Source organism: Pseudobutyrivibrio sp. OR37 (assembly GCF_900113655.1).
GTDB lineage: Bacteria > Bacillota > Clostridia > Lachnospirales > Lachnospiraceae > Pseudobutyrivibrio.
In genome coordinates this window covers 13,748-37,955 of record NZ_FOQF01000032.1, presented here as the reverse complement: position 1 = coordinate 37,955, position 24,208 = coordinate 13,748, and the positions used below count along the sequence as shown (strand labels likewise).

Genomic DNA, 24,208 nt, shown 5'->3' with positions numbered 1-24,208 from the left:
CCTTCAACTCCCATAGCTCTAGCTACCTCACGGAGTCTCTCACCTGTGTACTCACGGTTAAATTCCATAGAGATTGGAAGGAACATAGCGCATGCAACACCGTGTGGTGTATCATAATGTGCTGAAAGTGTGTGTGCCATTGCGTGGTCAATACCAAGACCTACATTTGAAAATCCCATACCAGCAATGTACTGACCGAGAGCCATTCCCTCACGGCCCTCTTTCTTGTTTTCTACTGCATCACGAAGATTCTTAGAGATAAGACGGATAGCTTCAAGATGGAACATATCTGTCATTTCCCATGCAGCCTTTGTTGTATATCCTTCGATTGCGTGTGTAAGGGCATCCATACCTGTAGCTGCTGTAAGGCCCTTTGGCATTGAAGACATCATCTCTGGGTCAACAACTGCAACGATAGGCATATCATGTGTATCAACACATACAAACTTTCTTTCCTTTTCTACATCAGTGATTACATAATTGATTGTAACCTCTGCTGCTGTACCAGCTGTTGTTGGAACTGCAATAATAGGTACACAAGGATTTTTTGTAGGTGCAACACCTTCAAGTGAACGAACATCTGCAAACTCTGGGTTTGTGATGATAATACCGATTGCCTTTGATGTATCCATAGAAGAACCACCACCGATTGCTACGATACAATCAGCGCCAGACTTCTTGAAAGCCTCTACACCATTTTTAACATTTTCGATTGTTGGATTAGGCTTAATATCTGAATAAACCTCATAAGGAATATTTGCTTTATCAAGCAAATCTGTAACCTTTCCTGTTACGCCAAATTTAATAAGGTCCGGATCAGAAGCAACAAATGCTTTCTTGAATCCGTTTCCATTGATTTCATTAACTACTTCTTGGATTGCTCCAGCACCGTGATAAGATGTTGGATTAAGAGAAATTCTGTTTGCCATTATTCTACACTCCTTTTCTTCCTAAAAAACTTCGTGTTAAAAAATTAACACCCTACGATGATAATTTTATCATCATAGGGTGTTTGATTATAAGTTACAAATGTGTATATGTGTAACATTTTATGAATTTCTAATAAACCTTATAAATACGGCCATTGTCAGACTAATTTTATTTTACCAAAGAGGCTGTGTAACATTTCTGGCATCGCATCTATCATCAAATCAGCAAGCTCTTCCTCGGTCTCTTTCATACCCTTCATAAGCCACTGGACAGTCATATATATGGAAGCCTGACAATACATCTCAAGAAGCTTTCGCATGTGCTTATCCAGATTTTCACCGGTCTTCTTTCTAATTAAGTCACAATAGAATTCATAAATCATAATGAAATCATGTTCTTTTAGATTGTTTTGCTCATCGCCCTTGAAACCTGCTGTAAAGAATAATCTCTCCTGCTTTATATATGCAAACTTTTTTATAAGCCCCTCTCGAATAGTCTCGCCCTGTCCCATCTCCTTAAAGGACTGTTCCAGAAGCCTGTCAAAATACCAGTTTATAAGGTCGTACTTGTCAATAAAATTACGATAGAAACTTTGTCTGGAAACTCCGCAAACATCTACTATCTGTTTGACTGTTATGTTTTCAACTGAGGTAGTTTTCATGCAGATTTTCATAGCTTCTGCTAGCTTGTATTTAATGTCTGATTTCATGATGTTCAGCCCTTTCAGACTTCTTACATATATTCCTGCAATATTCTCTGAACCTGGTCTTGCTTCTCAAATAAAACACAACCACCCACATGGTCATCTTTAAGGATGTCACCTGACTGAAGCACCTTGAAAAGTCTTGAGGATATTGCGCCCTTTAAACCTAAGTCCATTACATTAGTATCAGAGAAAGGTGAAAATGGACATGGCTCTGCCCCGCCATGAGAATTTATATGGAAGAAGCCTCTTCCTGCAGCAACACAGCCACCAGAAGATTTTTCATCCCCAGGGAATGAGATAAATACCATATCCTCATATTTTGTTCTAAGCTCATCAATTCGAGCTCTGAGCTGTTCTTCCCTTGCTTCCTCAAGGGCCAAGTGCTTGCTTTCATCAGATACTGGGACATACTCCACGTAAATTACAGCCTTACAACCGTATCCCTGAAGCATTGATACGAAATCATCAGAAAGAACATCCTGGAAATTTTCTGTAGTAACGGTAACAGAATTGCCGAATATTTGGCCATTTTTCTTGAATGTCTCCATGTTGGAAATGAGTTTTTCATAAATTCCTTCGCCACGTCTGGCATCGGTAGCTTCCTTATGACCTTCGATACTCATGATAGGCACAAGGTTTCTGTTTTTATCAAACATATCGAAATATTCATCACTGATAAAAACACCATTTGTAAAAATAGGGAATAGTATATTTGACTTGGTAGCCGCTGCTTTGATTACACCCTTTCTAAGAAGTGGCTCGCCACCTGCCAGAAGAATAAAGCTGATTCCAAGGCTATCGGCTTCGTTGAAAATCTCAAGCCATTGCTCATCTGACAACTGGTTTACAGGCTCACAATCCTTTGTGGCCTGATTTTGTCTAGAATAGCAGCCGGCGCAATGTAGATTGCAATTGCTAGTAATAGATGCAATAAGAAACGGAGGCACATGAAGACCTTCAGCTTCGTATTTCTTTCTGATATCTGCAGCCTTTTTAGTGGCAAGAGCAAATTTACCCATAAAGATGCTTTCCTTTGGGTCTTTTAAAGTGGCTCTGAGTGAATCCTTTACGACACGCTCCACGCCCTTTGTCATATAATCTTGAATGTCAAATTCCTTTTCCATGGTAATTCCTCATATAAAAATATTGATTGCATGCGTTTTAGTTGTATTCAATCAATAGAAGGATAACACCATTTCAAATTAATATCAACACCCCTCTAAAAATTTCTTTGCCAAATCTCTATCTGCTGAATCTTCACGGAAGGCTCCATAAACATCCCAATTATAGGCATCCTTTATTTCTATGGCTCTAACATCAGCTTCATCCTCAAAAAATTTAGGACAGATACCAACGCCTACCTTATTTTTAACCAATCGATAGATAGACTCTCCTTCTCCCACCATAGCAACAAAGTTAGGATTGAAGCCATTCATGTGACATGCATCTAGCACATCATGATAAACTCGGTATCTTTCGTTCATTGAGATGATATGCTCAAGATTAAGGTCTGAAATTTCGATTTGAGAAGCTTCCCAAAACTTGTGCCCATTGTAAACATAAGCAACCAAATCTACCGAATAAAGAAGCTTGGCAACCAAATTGCTGGCTGTAGGCTTTCCAACTACAAAACCAAAGCTGATTTCATCATTAAGAAGCATTTGAATGATGTCCTCATTGCTGTATTCAAACCAGCTTGCCAAAACTTCAGGATTCGATTCCATGAAATTATTTACCTTTGGGATATCAATGGCTCTGATAGTTCCGGCAGCGAAGCCTACCTTAAACCTCTTTTCCTTATCACTTACGGACTCAATTGAAGCGAAAAGATCATTTAAATCTCTGGTAACAACCTTGGACTTCTCATAGAAAAGCTTTCCGCTTTCAGTAGGCACAAAGCCCTCCTTACTACGAATAAATAAAGGAGTGCCGCATTCATCCTCCAGGCTTTTGATAATTTTGCTTAATCCCTGTGGAGATAGAAATAGCTTACTTGCTGCAACCTGGAGATTTCTTTCCTCATATACAGTTTGGAAGCATTTAAAATTTCGTGTATTCATATTATTTATTATAAAATAAAAGGCCCCGACAGACAATAAGTCCATCGAGACCAGGGGAGAAATGAAATATGTTTTAAAAACATATAGTAAAACATATTTTGCCATTTCTCCATCAACATTCAGTTTATGCATCGAAACAAAATATGGATATTATACCAAGTATTCTATTCCATATAGATATTATCAGGCATATCGGTGCAAACTATAAAAACCTCTTCTCCTTGCAAAATTGCTTTAGGCAATCTAAATGGCATTCCATGATAGAAATCGTCTGTGACAAGCTTGCCATCTACATATACCTGCATTACATCACAAGATAGTTCAATGTCCACAAAGCCTTCCTGGCCTTGGACCTTTAGACTATACCAGGTGATTGGCTTGTTCTGGTATTTAAGCTCATCAATAAACATTTTAGGTATTTCAAACTGAGGCTTATCAAGCTTTACCAATTGATACTCTTTATCCTCGCTAGCTTCTAACCCTTCGATAGTCTTTCCACTGTGTTTTGCAAAGTAAACTCTGCCATCGACTTTTCGCAGGCGTTTTGCCTCTTCCATAGTTAGTAGCTTTATGTCTACTTGCTTAGCAGGATTTTCAAATTCAAACTCTGGTGTAACACCTGGTATTGCCATAAAAAGCCAAGTATCCCCATCCTTACAAAGAGGTTGAGCAGTTGCATATTTAAGGATTACATCATTTTCTAAGTCCATATTGAATGGCATAAAGAAAGCCATATTTTCTTTAATATCTATTGATGGGAAGATTACCGTGCCAGTGTCAATTACTACATCTTTGATAGCCTTAAGCCCATGTAATCTTTGATAATTATTGATGAATACGAAACCGCTATTTTCATCCCTGCGCACACCATATCTAAGACCAGCAAGCTCACCTAGTTTACTGTTTGCTTCTCCCTCGACGTAAGTCATTAGGGCAAGCTTTTCGCCATACTCGTGTATAAAAAGATGAAGCAGATTTAGCAAGTCATAGGATTCTCTGGTTTCCTCGAAGCAGGATATTGGCGCCTGAAAATCGTAGGATATGATTGGGTAATCATTAGGATAGCCTGTTGCTTTGGATTCCTGCAGGGTGTAATCATCTGCCAGCTTATTAATTCCACCATGATACATGTAGTATCCAAGCATATTTGCCCCCTCGCAGAGCATGATAAGAGTCATTGCATAGATATCCATTCCGTATATTTTATATCTACGATGATAGGTATTCATAAGTCCCGCACCTATTTCACAGGTCAGATATGGATATCGTAAATACGGTAATTGCCAACCGTCCTCCTGCTTCGCTTTAATTAAATCCTTGCCTATAGCTGAATCGTTTCGAATACCAGTGAAATAATATCTTGCACATGGAGGAAGCTGTTTTACTCCCGGGTCCCAAGGGGCGTCACAGTAGCCACCAAATGCAGGAACCACATCATCCACAGGAATCTTGGCGCCATTAACAGAATTCCAACCAGTCACAGTAAATAATGGCACATCTATTCCCACTTCCTTTGCCATTTGCTTCAAGGTCATCAGATGTTCAGCATCTTCTGTTAATTCATTTTCCAGCTGACACATGATTATAGGGCCGCCCTCTGAATAAAGCAGGCCCCTTACCTGAGTGGCGATAGACTTATACCAAGCTTTTACGATTTTAAGGTACTCCTCATCATTTGTTCTTAAGCTACAAGGCTTTTTAAGGAGCCAATCAGGAAATCCACCATTTCTGACTTCTCCATGGCACCATGGGCCGATACGGATGCAAACCTTCAGACCAACTTCTGCCGCTAAAGAAATAAAGGCACGAAGATCATTATCGCCATTCCAATCAAGCCTTCCTTCCTCTTGCTCATGGTAAATCCATATAATATAGGTAGCTACAATATCTATTCCACCTGCCTTCATAGTTTCAAGGGCAGTCTTCCACTGAATGCGAGGTACTCGTTCAAAATGTAGCTCGCCCATAATCCCCATTGAAGGTTTTCCATTTTCTTCGAAATAAAGGCTATTTACCTTTATTTCATTGCCTTTGCTGTCCGTCCCACCTAGATTAAGATGGTTACTTATTATATCTGGCTTTTGATATTCTTTAAATTTATAAATCATATTATTCCCCACTAATCGTCATTATCAATAAAAATATGTTATCACAGTTTATTCCATTTTTTACCTAAAAAATAAGCTTCTGCTGGGCAAAAACGCCCATTGGCAGAAGCTTATAATGATTGATTCTATTTTAAGATAAGGACTATGAATTAAATGTGGTTTGCTACTTCAAATGCATCCCAAATACCATACATGATATTTGAAACCTGTCTAGCATCACCAAGTAGATAAATCTCATCTACATCATTCTTGTACTGATTATAAAGTGTGTTTTCGCTAGCATAACCAACACAAAGTACTACGCTGTCAGCCTCAAGCTCTTTTGTCACTTCGCCAACTGAAGCCTTAAGTACGCCATTCTTGTACTCTGTAACTCTTGCGCCAGTAATAACTTCAATACCATTGAAAGGAATAAGCTTTTCAAGCATTTCCTTATTAGCTGAGCAAAGTGGTCCATTAACAGCCATAAGCTTGTCGAGAGCCTCTACAATTGTTACCTTTTTACCCTTCATGGCAAGGTCAAGTGCAAGCTCGCAACCCACAAGACCGCCACCTACTACAACAGTCTTCTCACCAGATTCCTTCTCACCAAGAAGTACCTGCTCTGCAGAGTAGACCTTTTCATCATCACCAAGTGAGAACATCTTTGGACGAGAACCTGTAGCAAGGATAACTGCATCAAACTGCTTATCAAGGATTTCCTTTTCTGTAGCCTTAGTATTAAGGTGAACCTCTACGCCAAGACGTACCATTTCATCCTCATACCATTTTGCAAGTGCGATATCGTCTTCCTTGAAATCTGGAGCGCCACCTGGGATAAGGTTACCGCCAAGGCGACCATTAGCCTCGTAAAGTACAGGCTCATGACCTCTCTCGGCAAGTACACGTGCTGCTTCACAACCTGCTACGCCACCGCCGACAACAAGAACCTTTTTCTTCTTGCAAACTGGATTGTACTGGTTAAGTCTTTCCTTACCGCACTGTGGGTTAACTGCACAGTTGATAAGTGAGTATGTCTGGATACGACCCATGCAGCCTTCCTGACAGCTGATACATGGACGAATCTGGCTAAGCTCATTTCTTCTAATCTTATTTACGATATCTGGATCTGCAAGTGTAGGACGACCAAGCGAAATCATGTCGCAGATATCATTATTAAGGCAATCAAGTGCTGTATCTGGGTTATCAACACGACCTGCCATAATTACAGGGATGTTAACATGTTCCTTTGTAATGCGAGCGAACTCCTTGTATGGAGCCTTCTCCATGTACATTGGTGGGTGGTTCCACCACCATGCATCGTATGTTCCTGCATCTACGTCAAGGGCATCATAGCCGTACTTCTCAAGAAGCTTAGCTGCCTCGATACCTTCTTCGATGTCACGGCCCTTTTCTTCGAATTCCTCTCCTGGAAGAGCACCTTCTCTGAAGTCCTTAATCATAGACTTGAGAGAAAATCTCATAGCAACTGGAAAATCCCATCCACATGTCTTTGCGATTTCCTCACGAATTTCCTTAGCGAAACGAAGTCTGTTCTCTAAGCTTCCGCCGTATTCATCTGTACGCTGATTGAAGAATGAAATAGCGAACTGATCAATAAGGTATCCCTCATGAACAGCGTGAATTTCAACACCATCGAAGCCTGCGCGCTTAGCATTATAAGCACCCTTACCAAAGCTTTCAACGATACCGTGAATCTCTTCAACTGTAAGAGGACGGCAAGTCTTATCAAGCCATCTGTGTGGTACAGCTGATGCAGATACAGGTGGGAACTCTCCTAAGTTTGTAGGAATAGTTACACGTCCGAATCCACCTGACATCTGTAAGAAAATCTTTGAACCGTAAGCATGAACTCTCTCTGTCATTTGACGGCTGGTTCTAACAAACTGAACTGGGTTGTATGTAGAGTTTGGTGTGTTTGGGAATGAAGGCTTCTCAACCTCTGTGTCAGAGAAAGTTACACCTGTAATGATAAGACCGATGCCACCCTTGGCACGTCTTGTGTAGTAATCAATTCCTCTGTCGTTCCATCCACCTTCGCAATCACCAAGACCGAGTGGTCCCATAGGTGCCATTGCGTAGCGGTTCTTAATCTCAAGCTTACCGATATTGATAGGCTCAAAAAGTCCCTGGTACTTCATTAAAATTTCCTCCTTTAACCAAATTTAGCAATGTTTTTTGTCTGCCAGAACATTGTTAAATTTTTATCATTGATAGGATTATTTTAAATCAGTACCAGGGATATCTCCATCAACAAACGGTTTATGATTGTAAACAAAAAGTGAGTTTAGTCGATTTTACTCTCTTTTGGACCTAAATATGAATCACGCTTTTCACAGTTTTCATTCCATAATACCAGCTTTTCAATAACCACACCTGGGTCAATTGCAGAAAGCTTAATAGTATTCACACCCTTGCGCAAGCTAACCTTGCAGGTACCAATATGAATCTGGTCAAGGACACCCTTTCTCCAGCTATTTGATTTCCATGGAACGAAATCTATTTCAGGTATCGTATTTACGATAATCCCCGCTTCATCATTTGCAGCAACCTTAAGGGCAAGTTTGCCCTGATATACAACTGGATTGCTTGCTGCTGCGTATATATTTACTTCATAGTCAGCATCTTCAAGTGCGTATACATTATAAATAAGTGCTGGCGCATCTGCTGGATTATCAAATCGAACCGTCTGTGGATATGCCTTCATTCCACTTTCTGTTCTTCCGTAATCCTTGATTTCCTTGTACTCACCCTTATCTGTAGCAATAGCTTTGCTGAAGTGATTTGCCTCAATTGATATACAGCCATTTGTTTCAAGGAAGCACTTTTCAGTTACATCGCCTAAATCAATAGCTGTTACATCTACCGCAAGCTCTACCATTGTTATGCTGCCACCGTTTTCCGATTCATCAGCAACAGTTTCGCAATCATCTCCGTAAATACGAATTATAGTGCTATCTACCTGATTCCATTTATCTTTGTTAATTCTTACGTTGTATAGCTTAATATCATCTACAGTAAGTGGCTGGTTCTTTTCTACTACTGTGCCATCATCTGCAGCTGTGACTTCAATCCAATCTTCATCCCAGTCTATGCGATAGTGAAGCTCCTTCTCGCCACCATTTGCAACTTCAAATACACCTGTAGCATTAGTCTCAAAGCAAAGTGGCATGTGAAGAACGTGTCTTGTCCAGCGATGTGCACCAGTTGAATCTTCACTGTCTGCTATTCCAACTAATAATCTTGCTTCCTCTACAGGATTTAAGAACTGGCTGATTGGATACTCGCACTGCTCATCATTCCAATTAGTAAAACCTATGTGGTAAACAGACTGCATGTGGTTCCACTTACCGCCATTTCTTGTGTGATATTCCTTTACAAGATTGCGCTCAGTTTTAACGCAGTCCTGAATCAGCTTCGCATATACGTTAGCATGCTTCATACGCTTTTTAATATAAACATTGTTAAGGCTTGCATAAAGATGCATCTTGTTAATCTCTGCAACAGATTTGAGTGGATAATAAACTACCTGGAAGAAGCATTCCTCAAGGTCAGTTCCCTTAACCTGCTTGTAAAGCTCCTCCACCTTTTCTTCTGCTTCGTAAATACGATTTAGATAATCTCTTGCTTCGTTTTCATGTGCTCCATGATAGATTGATGAATTAAGAGCCTCTGGACGTCTTCTGCCGCTCCAGCTTACATACTCTGTAACAAGCTTTGCTGCTTCCTCTGACATTTTGGCATCAAAGCCTAAGCCCTTCAGCCAGTTAACTGTGTATTCCCCAGTCTTATTGATAGCAGTTGTTCCCCACTTATCAAAATCATAAGCCAAATCAAGGAAATAGCTAAGTGGAAGTTCCTGATTTTTAATATCACCTACGTTTACAATCCAAGCAGAACGAACACCAAAATCGTATGCCATTGTCATCTGCTCCCAAACCTTTGTAAGAGGTGATGTGTTAATCCAAAGATAAGAAACTGGCTCTCCGAAATAATCAAAATGATAGTACATACCAAAGCCGCCATTTTTCTTACGAAGCTCATCATCTGGAAGAGTTCTTACATTTGCGAAGTTATCGTCGCAAAGCATCATGATATCATTATCAAGGGCTTCCCAATCCTTAAGTCCCTTAGTGTTTTCATCACCGTAGTAGTATTCCTCTACTTCCTTATATAAGGCAAGAAGCTGTGGGTGCTCACTTGGAGCATATTTTGAAATAAGTTCCTTTTGCTTAACAATTGCCTTCTTCAGAACATTAATATTGTCCTCAAGAGTGGCATCCTCTGGCATAAGATATGAATCGTTCTCTCCACGCATACCAATTGTAATAAGATTTTCGAAATCCTTATTTCTGGTCAAACCATCCTTCCAGAATTCTGTGATACCTTCTGCATTAGATAGGAAGCTCCACTCTGTTCCGTACTGTGGATTGTCGTGGCGAAGACGCTGGAACTCCTGTCCTGAACGACAGCATGGCTCGTGATGAGATGCACCAACAATTACCCCCATCTCATTTGCAAGAACCGCATTTTCGAAATAATCTAATGTAAAATCTGAGCGCCACATTGCAGGCCAAATATAATTGCCCTTTAATCTAAGAAGCAACTCAAAAATCTTTTCATAAAGCTCTGGTCCAGGGCTGATACTTCCGTAATTTTCTCTAGCCCAGTTTCCAAGACATGGCTGCTCGTCATTAATAAAGAAGCCTCTGTATCTTACTGATGGCTCCTTTGAAATCTTGCATACATCCTCTGTAAGAACAACCTCAGCCTTTTGCTTTACATTTGCATCTGCCCAGAAATACCATGGTGATACACCCATGATTTCTGAGATAGAAAACATACCATAAGTAAGACCACGCTTGTCACTACCAACTATAGCAAGCACCTGCTGTCCCTTATTAACAGGATTTTCAAACATGAAAATACCGTAGGTCTCTCTCTTTCCTACTATAGCATTAGTATCGATTACATCCTTAAATTCATTTTGAACCTTGGCACTTTCAGCCAAGCCAAGGTAAATAACAAAGCTTGCCTCACCTGGAATATCTGCTATGATTTCAGGAGCCTTGCCTGTAACTCTTTTAATATCCTTGGCAAAAATCCCTGCCATCTTCTTAACACCATGTACTCCATTATCCTCAAGCACAATAGGTGCCAATACACCATTTTTGAACAAATTAAATTCAGCCATTATTCTTCTCCCAATTTTGATTTTATAACACTGATTCTACCAACTGAGGCAATATACCTCTATTCATTTTTTGACCTTTTATATGTCAAAACTTGTGAAGGTTATAGGGTTAAAAGCTTTTCAGAAAACAATTTAGTATCCTACAGGAACTCATCACCTAATCGTCAAATCCGTTTGATAAAAATTTAAATATCAAATCAAATGGAGGAAATAACATGCAAAATAAGATTGTTACAAAACTTTTAACATGTGCTCTTTCTGCAGGATTAATCCTATCAGGATGCGGTAATACCAGTGTATCATCTACTGAAACCGAAGTTACAGATTCAGCGAATGAAGCTGCTGGTTCTACCACTATTGGTCAGACCGTATCTGGTCCTGCCAGAGATGATATCTCTGTTAACGAAACTATTGAAAATAACGAAGATGGTGAACATGCCATTGAAGCCTCAGGAGAAGATGCATCCTATAGCAATGTGGAAGTAATTAAGACCGGGGATTCAGATGAGGGCGATGAAGCCGATTTTTACGGTGATAATGCAGCCATATTTGCAACAGATGGAGCAACTCTTGATTTATCAGAAATAGTTGTTGATACTAACGGTACACATGCTAATGATGTATTTAGCTATGGCGAAGGCACAACTGTTAATATTTCAGATTCATACATTACTACAGCTGGCAACTGTTCTGGTGGACTTATGACAACAGGTGGCGGTACTATGAATGCCACCAATCTTACAATTGAAACCAGCGGTAATTCGTCAGCAGCTATCCGTTCAGACAGAGGCGGCGGTACCGTAACTGTCACTGGTGGAGACTACACTACCTCAGGAACAGGCTCGCCTGTCATTTATTCTACTGCAGATGTAACAGTTTCAAATGCAACACTAACCTCTACTGCCTCTCAAGGCGTTGTGGTAGAAGGAAATAATTCAGCTACATTAAACAATGTGGTTCTTAACGCTGACAATAACACAAAAAACAGCGATAAGTCTGATTATTATCAGGCTGTTATGATTTACCAATCTATGTCAGGTGACGCTGATGAAGGTACTGCATCATTTTCTCTTAAAGACAGTTTATTAAACAATGCAAACGGTGATGTTTTCTTTATCACAAATACCGTGGCAGATATTAACATTGAAAACTCTGAGATAAACAATAATGGTGATGGCATTTTACTGAGAGCCGCAGCTGCAGGTTGGGGCAATGAAGGAGCTAACGGCGGGCAGGTAAATGTTAATGTTAAAAATCAGTCGCTTGAAGGTGATATGTCTATCGATGATGTATCTGCAATGAATCTTTATCTTGGCGAAGGTGCAACCTATAGCGGCGCAATTAATACAAACGGTGAAGCTGGAGACGTTTATATTCAGCTAACAGATGGAGCGACATGGACACTAACTGGAGATTCCTATGTCACTGCTCTTGCATGTGATGCCGACAGCATTAATTTAAATGGCTATAAATTATATGTAAATGGTGAAGAATATACAGAAGGTTCTGAATCTACAGGTGATGCAATCACTCTAGAAAAAGCTACTTCATCAGGTGCTCCTGATGGAGGTATGCCAGAAGGTAAAGCCCCTAGTGGCGAAAAACCTGAAGGCAATCCACCAAGTGGTGAAAAGCCAGCTGGTGAAGCCCCTAGTGGTGAAAAACCTGAAGGAACCCCACCTAGCAACGAAAATTCCAATAAAAATTAAACAAAAAAATAATCAGAATTTGCATAGTTTATTAAAAAGAGCAGCAAGCTGAGGTGACCCCTCAAAGTTAGACTTTTTTACGAGACGACTTTGGTCGTCTCGTTTTCTTTATGCAGCTAAAAGATGGAGCCTGTATTGAACAGGGCTCATCCATCCTAGTTTCTCTTTGATTCTTTGCTCGTTATAATACTTTATATATCGTTCTATTTCAGATTTCAATTCTTCGTAACTGTAATAAACCACACCATAATAGATTTCTTGCTTTAGCAGTCCGAAGAAGTTTTCCATTACCGAATTATCTAAGCAGTTACCTTTTCTGGACATGCTTTGGAAGATACGTTCTTGTTTTAGCCGATGGGAATAAGCCTTCATCTGGTAAGCCCATCCCTGATCTGAATGGAAGGTCCTACGATAAGGACAGTCTGATGTGATTTCTATCGCCTGTTCAAGAGCAGCCATTACATTCTTGGCAGATGGATGTTTATCTATTCCAAAGCTTAGTATTTCTCCATTACACATATCCATAAATGGATCCAGATAGAGCTTGTGCATGGTCAAGTGACCTTTTGTATCTACTTCATAGTACTTTAGCTCTGTTGTATCGGTGGTTATTTTCTGGTGCGGTATATGGGTGTTAAACCTTCTCCTAATTCTGTTAGGAGCAACAGTTCCGACTTTTCCTTTATATGAACTATATTTTCTGCTCTTACGAGTATAGGATGTCACCTGGAGTCCTAGCTTCTGCATAATCCGTTGAACCTTCTTTTTGTTGACCTTGTATCCCTGGTTATTTAATTCTCCTACCACTCTACGATAACCATAGTCCTTGTTCCTCGCGCGTATAGCAAGAATCGTTTCTTCTAGCACTTTATCTGGATTCTCCCGGTCAAATCTCTTTTGCCAGTACATAAATGTAGACTTTGGCATACCTGTATATGAGAGAAGGTCTTTTAGTTTGAACTGTCTTCGGAGGCTGTTGATGATTCGCGCCGTTCTCTCATTTTTGCTTCGTCCTCTAAACGCAGCCTCCTCAGTTCTTTTAAAAATGCATTCTCTATTCTCAGCTTCAGCAGCTCATCCTCTAACTCTTTAACATGCTCTGCACTTGTATCAACTGGACTCTCAATGGGCAGAGTAGAAGATTTCTTTTCTGGCTTTTCCAATGTTTTCCTTCGACCTTTCTTGTGAGGTCTCAATGCATCAGGACCTGCTACACGAAAGCGTTTTACCCAGTTAACAATCATGCTTGGATTAGTGATTCCTTCTTGTAGAGCTAAATCCTGATATGAGATTTCACTTGATAAATATAACTCTACAACAGAAAGCTTCTTCTCGAAAGAATAAGTTTCTTTTTTTCGAGATCGTTTCAGACCATCATCACCAAACTTATTGTAATTATTAACCCATTCGATGATATGCTGTGAACATGCGATACCATACTTTTCTGCCAAGAAGTTCCTTCCGCCTTCACCTTTGAGGTATGCTAGGACTACCTTTTTCTTAAATTCAAAATCATATTTTGCCATAAAAATACCGACCTCCAATCGTTAGATTTTTTTGTCTAACTTTTTGGGGTCGGTACAAGCACTGCTCTTTAAACTATTCATTTTGTAAATTGAATCTATACTTTCCCTTTCCATGTCCTTTTACCGGAGATATGATACCAATATTTTGCATAAGCTTTATAATCTCATGTGCTCTGTAAGATTTCAAATTAAGCACTTTTTCCACATCACTTCTTCCGAAATAATTTTTATCACCTAATTCTTTATACAAGTCATAGATTTGATTCCTAGAATATGTAGATATAGAGGCAATTTGATTTATAATCTCAATTATTTGGTTTTTATCTCCAATGTTTGGTTTTTCACCTTCAATGTTTGGTTTTTTGCCTCCAATGTTTGGTTTTCCATCTCCAATGTTTGGTTTTCTCTTAAAAGTATACCTTCCACTAATGTGCATTTCTCTATTATGAAGTTCATTATTTTCATCAAGTAAAAGATTTCTAAGGAAAATCTCAACATATTCTGTAGTCTCATGAATGCCTTTTTGCAGATTAGAATAATTAGCTCTTACTAATGCATTTCTAAAATACCAAGCATTTTCAGCAAATATATCATTAGTAGCTTCGAATCCCAAAGTTCTTAAATATTTAATAAAAAACACTGCAGTCGTTCTCGTGTTTCCTTCTTTAAAAACATGAATCTGCCAAAGATTGGATACAAACCATCAACAGCTTGTAATCCAATAGCTGTATTCCATGCATTGCCTTTTTCTCGTTTACTAGGCTCTAGCTGCCTATAATATTCTTCAAATGGATCTCGTATCATGGAAACCTCCAAACATATAATATAATCACCTTTTCTTTATATTTCATTTATTTCTTCCAAACTTATTATCTCTTGCTCTAACTTACAATTGTTTTCAAGCATATACTCTAGAACTTCTTTGTATTTACCACTTTCTATTAAGTTTTTAGCTTTAACTTTATCATTTTCCGCAAGCTCTTTTGTGTATTGCTTATATTTTTTAAGATATTCAGCATTCATAAACTTTGATTCAAAATCAATATTTGTAGTCGTTTTTAAATGCTCTAATATATAAAATCCATCCGGATCTAAATCGCCAAAATGATACCAATTCTTCCGCTGATTATGTTGATTAATCAATTTTAAGAAATTTGTCTTAGCCGAATTATGATAACCTGCAAGATACATACTAAAGGTATTTTGAGCAAAATACCTATTAAATGAAGTAAGATTCTCGATTGTTACAATATTATCATCATAAATTTCTATGTTCTTGATATCACTTATAGCATCTGATATTAATCCTATAGAAATATCATTATTCAAACTGATTTTATGACCATCATGAAACATTATTCTGCCATTTCCCTTAAAATATATATACGAGGGGTTAGCAAAAATCATGTGCTCTTCTAAAATTATATGTTCAACTTCACTTTTAACATCAATACCATCAAGTCGTTCCTCATAATTACCGTATTTACGAAGGATAGAACATATCCTACTTTTATATCTTTTTTCAAATTCTTTACTGTCACCAAACTTTAAAATAGATAATTCCCTTTCAAGTAATGTAGTCTTATTACCTATTATTGTTTCTATTAACTCAACAATATTCTTTAAATCATCAAAGTTATATGATGGCTTTTTCCCTTGCTGTAATCGTTGTAATTGTTCCTCACAAAACTTCAAAATAATATCGTCTTTATTGTTGCAAATCACATCTTCAAGATATGACGTTTGTTCAACAATAATATGTTTTTTTGTGACTCTGCCCAAAAGACTATAGTACATATCCCACTTTTCCGGTATCGAAAGAATTTTCTTAACCACATAATTCGTATCATACGAAATTTCTATCAATCCCTTTTCATCTAGCTCCCGAAGCTCGTCTTCAAACTGCGACACCTTTTCAACATCTGCAAAGTCACTATCATAATCGGTAAAAACTTCTGTAGGCAACAAAAATATATTTCGATTAACTTTACAATCGCCCGTATATAATTTGCTTCGCTCATATTTATCTATCAACTTGTTTATAACTGTTTTTTGTGTCTTAGATAATTTATCCCACATATTGTCCCTCTATAGCATATGAATAGTTTCCTTTAGGATACAGCGAAACGGTTGTTGTTATAAATTGACCAATGCTAGCAATCTTTTCAGGTGGCGCAGCATATATAACTTGAAAATCATGTTCTTCAAAATACTTAACCATTTGTTCAATACGTTCTCTTGATAATGCAGCAAAAGCCTCATCAATAAATGCTAATCTAGCACAACATTTATTCTTAGGATAACATTGCATTAAGCTAGCTGCCAAAATGATGAAATATGGAGTCTGCTTTTCTCCATTGCTTGCAGAACCCTGCTTTTTTGATAAATCAGATGTTACTAATTTATTATCAATCGTTCTGGCGATTTCCATATCATAAGTAAAATATCTTCTATAATCTGTATACTCTAGCTCATCTTCTTCGTCTAAAATAGTATCCATGAACTGTTTAATGTCATGCTCCATTTCTTCATCATCAGCTCCACTAGCTAAGTAAAAATCGGCTCCCGCATATTCTGATAGCTTACTGCTAATCCTGAAAAATATAGCTCTATCAGCCTTTTCTTTCATTTTGAACTGATAAGTATCCTGTCCAAATGGTATCTGTTTTAACTCTCTATTAATAGCTCCAATTTCATCTTTTGCCAACCTTATAGCTTCATTTATTTCACCAATGAAATCATGCATGAATGCACTCTGAAGATTTTTCTCCTGGTCATGCATTTTATTTTTTGCCTCTTCAAGCTTCACATTTGATAAATTACTAAGCTCTGCTCTATAGAATGGAATATAGGCTACTCCGCGCTTACTATTGTCGGTTTCGGCAATCTTACAGTAATCCAGCTGTTTGTCTTCTAACACCTTAGCAGCTTTATCCACGTCAGTGGCTAGATTTTTAACATAATTCTCTGTTACAACCTTTATAGTACCCCTTGATTTAAAAGCCCTGCCATATTCAGCTTCTGCATCAAAAACTATTTCTGGATTATTCTTTTTCTTTTCATCATATAGCTCAGCTGCTTTTGATAACTCCTCGGTTAACCTAGCCTCATCAGCATTGCATTGATTAATACTTCCCTCTAAGCGCCCTATATCCTGCTGTAACTTATCGTATTTTTTATTAGCTTCATCCTTCAATTGTTTTGATTTTTCTTGCTCTATTAGAATACGTGCAAAATCAGGATTTTGTTCATATTCTCTTTTAGCCAATTCTATCTCTGCTTTTCTTAACTTACTATTAGATAATAATGAAGGTGCATCAAATCTATAGTTTTCAATATTTGTATCAAATTTTTCAAGTGATTCAATTCTAAATTTGCAATCATTTTCAACTAACACACAGTTATCAATCTGCTCTTTTAGCTCATTTCGAATACTCTCCGCCTTCTTCTTTTGATATTTGATTGCATCACTACCAAGGCACATTTCTGTCTTCTTTATATCCAAACATGAAATAGCGTAGCTTTTTGCTAGCATACCATCCTTTGTTAATCCTCCCAGTGGATATTCATGAAGTTCATCTATATTTTCACACAAATGAATACCGTTCAACAGATAGTTTGCATATCTTCTGGCAAAAACATTTGGAATTCTTAGTACCTCAGCTGCTGAGCCCTTAACAACATCACTTTCTGGTAGTTTATCTGTCACAACAACATTGACATCATATAACTTGCTATTATGTACAATTTCAATCACATTTTTACAGTATTTTGCATCTACAATTAGATTATATCTTTTCCTACCCAAGAAGGTTTCTACTGCTACTCTAAAACCTTCATCTTCAATTTCTGCTACCAATTCTGCAAAGGTTCTAACTTCAGTCTTTATTCCTTGCTCTAACAATTCAGTTTGAATAATATCCTTTGCTTTTCTAACACTAGGAGGAAGATGTAGTATATTGGCATCCAATTTTTTTATTATTTGCTCCTGTTCGTTAAGTTTTTCTTTTAAATCCTCTCTCTCAACTTCATTTTTATATTTAATCTTTGAATATATATTGAATGCATTTTTTTGAGCATCTACAAGCTTAATAAATAATTCGCTTTTCTTGCTACCAGCTACATTTTCAGATAGATAATTGCAAAAAGTACCAATTTCACTTTTTAGTTCTTCTTCATCAGATATCAACCACTCCAGATCTGAATCTATTAAACTTTGTAATTGTCTAAGCTTTTCTACGTCTTTTTCCTGAGAACATATTTCTCTATCAAGTTCTTCTAATTGCCTATTAAGATTTTCTAACGATTTAGTAAAATTCTGAAAATCTGTGTTATTTATAGCAGCATTATATCTTTCCTCGGCAAGTTTTCTTTCATTTTCAACTGAACTAATTTTTGAGTTTAGCTCCTTTAGCTCTTGCTTATATTGAATTATGTTTAAATTCATTTTCTTTAAATCTTCTTCACATAATTTTACTCGCTGTAAATCTAAAATCATATCTTTGACCATATAATTATGCTGTTTCTTTTCGTAATCAGATGAAAGTCTCTCAATATCTTCAAGAATCACCTTCGACTCTAGTAAGTTTTCATACATATTTCTTACTTTTTCAAATAATTCTTTTTGCTCTCTCAGCTGATTCAGAGATTCAATAGGATTAGCATCTAACACGCATTCTGAGATGAATTGATCTATATTATTTTCAGGATTAAATGCCATCATTTTAAGAAGCTTCTTTTTATACATTGCTGCATCACATCGCATACCAAGGCTCCTTATTATTTGATCTTTTGCTTTATCACGTCCCAGAAAATCAGTTCTATTTAATTTTTTGTTTTTCACCAACAATCTATTTTTAGGATAAATACTACGGATACCTTCTTTTGTCTCACAAAATTGAATATTTTCAATTTTAGTGTCACGCAAAATAAACCAGCTTGAGCTGGCGTCATTTTCACTTGAAGATTCTATTTCTACACCGATAACCATATATGCATTTTCATCTGGAGAGAAAAATTCCATTGCTATATAACTTACAACATCACCTTCTCTTAAAAATCTGTTTGATTCGTTACTCTTGGTATCTCCTCTTACATAGGCTTTTACATTTCGATCCCTGTCTTTTGCTGCAGTATTAAACTGTGTGTTTCCTGTAAGTAGATAAGTCATTGCATCTAGTACTGTAGATTTTCCACTTCCATTTACACCAGTAAAAAGAGTTGATCCGTCCAAACTTATATTTTCATATTGAAACCTAGACCAATTAATAAGTAACAATCTAGTAGCAGACTTTCTACTGTTATTCATCGAACTCATCTATTTCTTCCTCATCAAATCCATCATCTTCATCAGCATATTTAAATCGTTCAGTAGCTTTTTCAACAAACTTCCTAAACTCTTCTCCATTTAATGCAAATTGTATGGAAGGATATATTCTTATACTACAATCAACATCGCCTATTTTTCCAATAACATCGACCAAATTATATTTCTTAAAAGTATCAATAGTGTTTATCATTAATGTTTTATTATCAATCTGATCTTTTAATCCGTATTTCTCTAATTCAAATCGCAAATCTGTAATTCCTATAATAATATCTCGCTTAAGAGAGCCCTTAGAAATTCTATCAACATATATTGTCCATAAGCAGCATAATACAATGCTTTCAAATTTTTTTAACTGAATTCGATTTGCCTGTATTCTTCTAGTCTCGCTAACACTCCTGTCATTTTGAAGCATAACCACGCCATTTTCTCTATCAACAGCAATATCAAAACCAATATACTTAAAGTACTCTCTAAAAGGGTCAGGGCGCTTTGCAATAAAGAAATATATTTTTCGATTATCATCGTCTTTATCTCTAACTATAAAAGTATTCTTTAATAATCGTCTGGCCGCCCTTTGAAACTGTTCCTTCTCTGACGAAGTATAATTATCCCAATGTTCCTCTATCATTTATTATCCCTTCTAATTTCAAAATCCTTGATGATTAAATCATTACTTTCAACATAACCGTCTTTTGTTATTATCGTATATCCGTTATCCATAGCATATGCAACTGCCGATAGACTAACTAGCATGTCATCCTTTGAGGTAAGCGGTAATTCGGCTGCACTAACCAATACTTTGTTTTCAATTTGCTTATCTAAGAAATTCTTCATACGCTCTTTCGAATATGGATTAAAGGCACTTTTTCTTTGTGCTTCAATAGCATTTAATTTATCTTCATCTGTAAGAACTTCATACTGTTGTTTAACATTCTTCTTAATGGCCTTTTGCTTAGCAGGGTAACGAATTGAATTCAAGTCAATAAATTCATTTTTCTGAAGAGAAAATAAATCCATATAATCCTCTGGCATATCATCTTTTAGACCTAATTCATCCATCTCTTCAACAATATATCTAATGGTCTGTTCAACACTGCCCCTGATATCTGCACCTTTATTCCTTAAAAATCTTCCTCTCCCGACAGCAATTTGCAGATAAATATTAATCTTATGCTTAATGTCTGCCATAATTGCATCATATTCATATTCAAGGAAATTTTTGGTTTTTTGAATCATATCCAAGACCTTATCTTGGGCCTCTTCTTTTGAAATATTGTTTTCACCCGAACAACCTTCCAGTAATTTTTCAAACAATTCCTGATTATTCTCAAACTCTTTGATACTATTAATAATCGAGCTTCTGTAAATATGAATGTTTTGCCTTTTTGCTAATCTAGAATACTCCTTTATAAAATCTCCATCGCAATAAGAAATAATATTCTCCGTAAGACTTTCGAAAGAATTTTCATTCATCATTTCTTCAATTATTTTTCTAATAAATGTAGCTAGTTTCTTCAAAGCTTTTGAAAGATTTCTACTATTCTTATAAACGCTTAATAGACAAAGCGCATATGGATTTTCCTCCCATTGGTCATGACTTCTAAGAATGTTATAAATATTAAAAATATAACTGGAGAATTCTTCTTTTTCAGGAACCTTCAGTCTTTCCAAGAATTCAGCAAGCATGATTCCCTGCTCAGACATAATTATCTGTTTTTCAAAAGTCGCCTCATCATTGTCTTCTTCAAGCCAACCCACATCAGCATCTGCAAATTTTCTTATAATAGCCGAAGCCATTTCAGAATAATTTTTCTCAGTTTCGCCATTATCAAGAATTAAATCTGAATGTATTTCATTTAGATAAAATGCAACCGCATCTCTGATTTGGTTACGTGGTAATCTATATGATATTTCATTTTCATATTCACCATAAATAATTAACAAACATTCTGCGTATATTCTATTGTTACTTCCGCTTCCCAAATAATTAAAAAAATTATTCGGAACCACATCAAATAACTTTATCATCTATCTCTCCTAAACATCAAAATACCATTAATCAAACAAAAAAACTCCCAACATCATTTTAAATGACACTAGGAGGTTTTACAATATTTACGCATATGTTGTACTATATGTACATTTGGAAACTACATCTTCGCCATCACATCATAAAAGTCAACTGAATCATACTGCCCGTGGATTGTTTCATATTCATACTCCTGGAGCTGTTCGATTTTCTTTTGGATTTCATCCTGGCTTAATGATTTGTCATCGGCGCTGTAACTAGTTTTTCCCTCTGCTTTTGCAAGAGCTTCATCTGTCATCTCGTCCTCGGAAGGGTAGCCATTGCCATCTAAATCATCATAGTTATCCATTTGACAGGTGTAATCGTAGACGATTTTACCATCATGAATTGAGATAAAATGTAAATCGCAAACTATTCCTGCGTAATCAGAATTCCAATATCTGATACAGTTTTTCTTTGGAACATATTCGTAATCAGCTATGCCACCAGCTCCATATCCGAAGTCCTCACCAACAGGTACTACATGTCCATCCTTATAGCTGTATAGGAAGAAATAATAACCATAGTTATCAACTACAAGCTCAGGAACATCATCGTCATCTAAATAAATAAGATTGTAGCTATAACTGTCATCAAGATTAGTTAAACGAACAACCTGTTTGTAGGCTTCCTTCCATGTAGGATAAACAGCTTTCTGATTGTCACCCAATAGATATTCTTTTACGTTAGGAATATTTAATTCTTCCGAATAATAGGTGCTTATCCAATCAGAAGCATCTGCGTGATAATTGTAGCCTTCGGAACCATAAACGAATTGGTATTCATATAAGCCAACATGTTCATCGCCTTCAGTATCTTCCGCCACCACTACAATATCATCAACGCCATCTGCGGAAAAATCAAAAATGCCAACTGCCTTGATTGTTATAAAGTCCGTGGAAACACGTTCGTCATCCAAAAACCAGGTGCCAAGCCAACACACACGCTTGCCATCGGCGGTAACTACTATATTGGCAGCCTTTCCAGTTTTTGTATCTCCCTGATATGTAATTACACGGCCATTCTCATGTCCTGGCACATTGATATCAAAGGTCTGGGCAGGGTCATTGCCATCCTCCCAAAACCAAACATTGGAAATCATCCTGTAGACATCACCGTTTTTCTCGAAAGTTAATTCAATGTCAGGGGTGTCCCATGCATGCCATTCGACGTCTTCAGGAGGAACATTGTGCATCTCAACTACATACAAATCGCCAAGCTTTATGCCGCTTGTACATTCATAAGACATCCAATTGGTATCTCCATGTAAGGCATAATATGAATCATATTCCTCAATATAGTCATAGCCAATCTGGTCCTTTATATCATCTTTAATTCCAGTGTGGGACTCAACGAAGCTATCTATGTCATCAGCTCTAAGAGTGATTAAATCTCCACAATCATCCCCAAAGTGCTTATAGGCATTATCACTTTCTTCCTCTGAAACATCAGTGGCCGCGATACCTGCTCCATTGAAAAAGACTTCAGCCCAATCTATATCATTTACATCATTAAATGGGCGTACTACAAATCCATTATATTCAGAAGTACCAAATAACTCCGTAAATGAATCTAGTTCCTCCTGTGTAAGCTCTACTGCCTCCTCAGATTCTTTGATATCACTAGCCTGTATTTCCGAAGTGGCAGATTCTGTCCCCTGATTCTTATTACCGCAGGCTGTCAGCACTGCTAACATAAAAGTGGCTAATATAACTACAAATCTTTTTTTCATCTATTACTGTAATCCCTTTACAAAATTCTGTACAGCTTCAACCATGAGGTCCATGTGCTTTCCATAGCAGTGATCATCATCCTTAATCAGCTCAAGCTTGCAGTTTGCAAATTTCTTTGATGCATCAATAGCAAATTCAACAGGTACAGTATCATCTGCATCACCGTGAACGATAAGTACAGGTCCTGTAAATTTCTTCATGGCTGCATCTAAGTCGATTGACTGTGCTACTCTGATGTAATTACCGTTAAGTGTACGACCATCCCATGATACTAATTCATCTGGAATATGATCTGGGTCGAATGGCTGACCTAAAAGCATGCCGGCCTTTGCACCGTCAATAATGACGTATGCAGGTGAAAGTGGCATAAGAGCCTTGATAGTATCTCTTTCCATTGCGGCAGCAAGTGTAACTGCAAGACCGCCCTGTGAATGTCCGCAGATGTAAAGATCCGTAACGAAATCCAGCTTCTTGGCATAGTCAACTACTGCAAGGATGTTATTAAGCCACTTGTAAAGATTGTGCTCTCTGAACTCTCCCTCGCTCTTGCCGTGACCAAATAAATCTACACGAAGTGTTGCAACTCCGATTTCGTTAAGTCCCTTTGCTACTGCAACTATATGGTCTTCCTCAATATGTCCTGTAAAGCCATGAAATACAAGACAAAGTGGACACTTTTCTGCTCCCCCTTCTGGCATATCCAAAATTGCGTTTAGTTTAATTCCATCATCAACAATATACATTTTCCTTCTTCTCCTAATAAAAAATTTTTCAACGTTTATATTCTATTACATTTAAAATTGTATTTCACCTTCAAAATACATATAATTGCCTTATAAACTATG

At 37.3% G+C, this 24,208-nt stretch carries 17 protein-coding genes; 1 reads left to right on the top strand and 16 read right to left on the bottom strand.

Annotated elements, in window-relative coordinates:
- From fucO to BM097_RS13350, 7 genes are all read right to left on the bottom strand, one after another.
- The coding region (gene fucO / locus BM097_RS13380; protein WP_090551136.1) for a lactaldehyde reductase at positions 1 to 929 on the bottom strand (929 nt) is incomplete at its 3' end.
- A 158-nt stretch (positions 930 to 1,087) separates the two neighbouring features.
- Positions 1,088 to 1,639 (bottom strand): TetR/AcrR family transcriptional regulator, encoded by a 552-nt coding sequence (locus BM097_RS13375; protein WP_090551132.1) that lies wholly within the window; start codon positions 1,637 to 1,639, stop codon positions 1,088 to 1,090.
- Positions 1,640 to 1,662: 23 nt separating this feature from the next.
- Positions 1,663 to 2,760: a radical SAM/SPASM domain-containing protein gene (locus tag BM097_RS13370; protein ID WP_090551128.1), complete on the bottom strand. Its 1,098-nt coding sequence runs from the start codon at positions 2,758 to 2,760 to the stop codon at positions 1,663 to 1,665.
- A gap of 84 nt (positions 2,761 to 2,844) precedes the next feature.
- Positions 2,845 to 3,696, bottom strand: a complete 852-nt coding sequence (locus tag BM097_RS13365; protein WP_177197470.1) for a LysR family transcriptional regulator — start codon at positions 3,694 to 3,696, stop codon at positions 2,845 to 2,847.
- 164 nt (positions 3,697 to 3,860) lie between these two features.
- The gene (locus BM097_RS13360) at positions 3,861 to 5,804 is read right to left on the bottom strand and encodes a beta-galactosidase (RefSeq protein WP_090551121.1); all 1,944 of its coding nucleotides are present in this window, start codon (positions 5,802 to 5,804) and stop codon (positions 3,861 to 3,863) included.
- 149 nt (positions 5,805 to 5,953) lie between these two features.
- On the bottom strand, positions 5,954 to 7,945 hold the full coding sequence (locus tag BM097_RS13355) for an oxidoreductase (RefSeq protein WP_090551117.1): 1,992 nt from the start codon (positions 7,943 to 7,945) through the stop codon (positions 5,954 to 5,956).
- Between the two features lie 146 nt (positions 7,946 to 8,091).
- Positions 8,092 to 10,998: a glycosyl hydrolase 115 family protein gene (locus BM097_RS13350; protein WP_090551113.1), complete on the bottom strand. Its 2,907-nt coding sequence runs from the start codon at positions 10,996 to 10,998 to the stop codon at positions 8,092 to 8,094.
- Between the two features lie 215 nt (positions 10,999 to 11,213).
- Between BM097_RS13350 and BM097_RS13345 the strand changes: the two genes are divergently transcribed.
- Entirely contained in the window at positions 11,214 to 12,707 is a 1,494-nt protein-coding gene (locus BM097_RS13345) for a hypothetical protein (RefSeq protein ID WP_090551110.1), read from the top strand.
- A 108-nt stretch (positions 12,708 to 12,815) separates the two neighbouring features.
- Here BM097_RS13345 and BM097_RS13340 read toward each other — a convergent pair.
- From BM097_RS13340 to BM097_RS13300, 9 genes are all read right to left on the bottom strand, one after another.
- Positions 12,816 to 14,233 (bottom strand): IS3 family transposase gene (locus BM097_RS13340; protein WP_242944717.1). Its coding sequence is split into 2 segments (ribosomal slippage): positions 12,816 to 13,750 and positions 13,750 to 14,233, totalling 1,419 coding nucleotides; the frame shifts between segments, so codons are not numbered across the junction.
- A 73-nt stretch (positions 14,234 to 14,306) separates the two neighbouring features.
- The gene (locus tag BM097_RS13335) at positions 14,307 to 14,873 is read right to left on the bottom strand and encodes a hypothetical protein (RefSeq protein ID WP_090551101.1); all 567 of its coding nucleotides are present in this window, start codon (positions 14,871 to 14,873) and stop codon (positions 14,307 to 14,309) included.
- Complete coding sequence (locus BM097_RS16545) at positions 14,852 to 15,037, bottom strand: hypothetical protein (RefSeq protein WP_090551098.1); 186 nt, start codon at positions 15,035 to 15,037, stop codon at positions 14,852 to 14,854. Before BM097_RS16545 ends, BM097_RS13335 begins: the two co-directional genes overlap by 22 nt.
- A 36-nt stretch (positions 15,038 to 15,073) precedes the next feature.
- Positions 15,074 to 16,312, bottom strand: a complete 1,239-nt coding sequence (locus tag BM097_RS13325; RefSeq protein WP_090551095.1) for a Wadjet anti-phage system protein JetD domain-containing protein — start codon at positions 16,310 to 16,312, stop codon at positions 15,074 to 15,076.
- The gene (locus BM097_RS13320; protein WP_090551091.1) at positions 16,302 to 19,550 is read right to left on the bottom strand and encodes an ATP-binding protein; all 3,249 of its coding nucleotides are present in this window, start codon (positions 19,548 to 19,550) and stop codon (positions 16,302 to 16,304) included. The genes BM097_RS13325 and BM097_RS13320 overlap by 11 nt, the downstream gene beginning before the upstream one ends.
- On the bottom strand, positions 19,534 to 20,190 hold the full coding sequence (locus tag BM097_RS13315; protein ID WP_090551088.1) for a DUF4194 domain-containing protein: 657 nt from the start codon (positions 20,188 to 20,190) through the stop codon (positions 19,534 to 19,536). Before BM097_RS13315 ends, BM097_RS13320 begins: the two co-directional genes overlap by 17 nt.
- The gene (locus BM097_RS13310; RefSeq protein WP_090551085.1) at positions 20,187 to 21,590 is read right to left on the bottom strand and encodes a Wadjet anti-phage system protein JetA family protein; all 1,404 of its coding nucleotides are present in this window, start codon (positions 21,588 to 21,590) and stop codon (positions 20,187 to 20,189) included. Before BM097_RS13310 ends, BM097_RS13315 begins: the two co-directional genes overlap by 4 nt.
- 122 nt (positions 21,591 to 21,712) lie before the next feature.
- Positions 21,713 to 23,362, bottom strand: a complete 1,650-nt coding sequence (locus BM097_RS13305; RefSeq protein WP_090551082.1) for a hypothetical protein — start codon at positions 23,360 to 23,362, stop codon at positions 21,713 to 21,715.
- A 3-nt stretch (positions 23,363 to 23,365) separates the two neighbouring features.
- Positions 23,366 to 24,106, bottom strand: coding sequence for an alpha/beta hydrolase (locus tag BM097_RS13300; protein ID WP_090551077.1), 741 nt, complete (start codon positions 24,104 to 24,106; stop codon positions 23,366 to 23,368).
- Between the last annotated feature and the right edge of the window lie 102 nt (positions 24,107 to 24,208).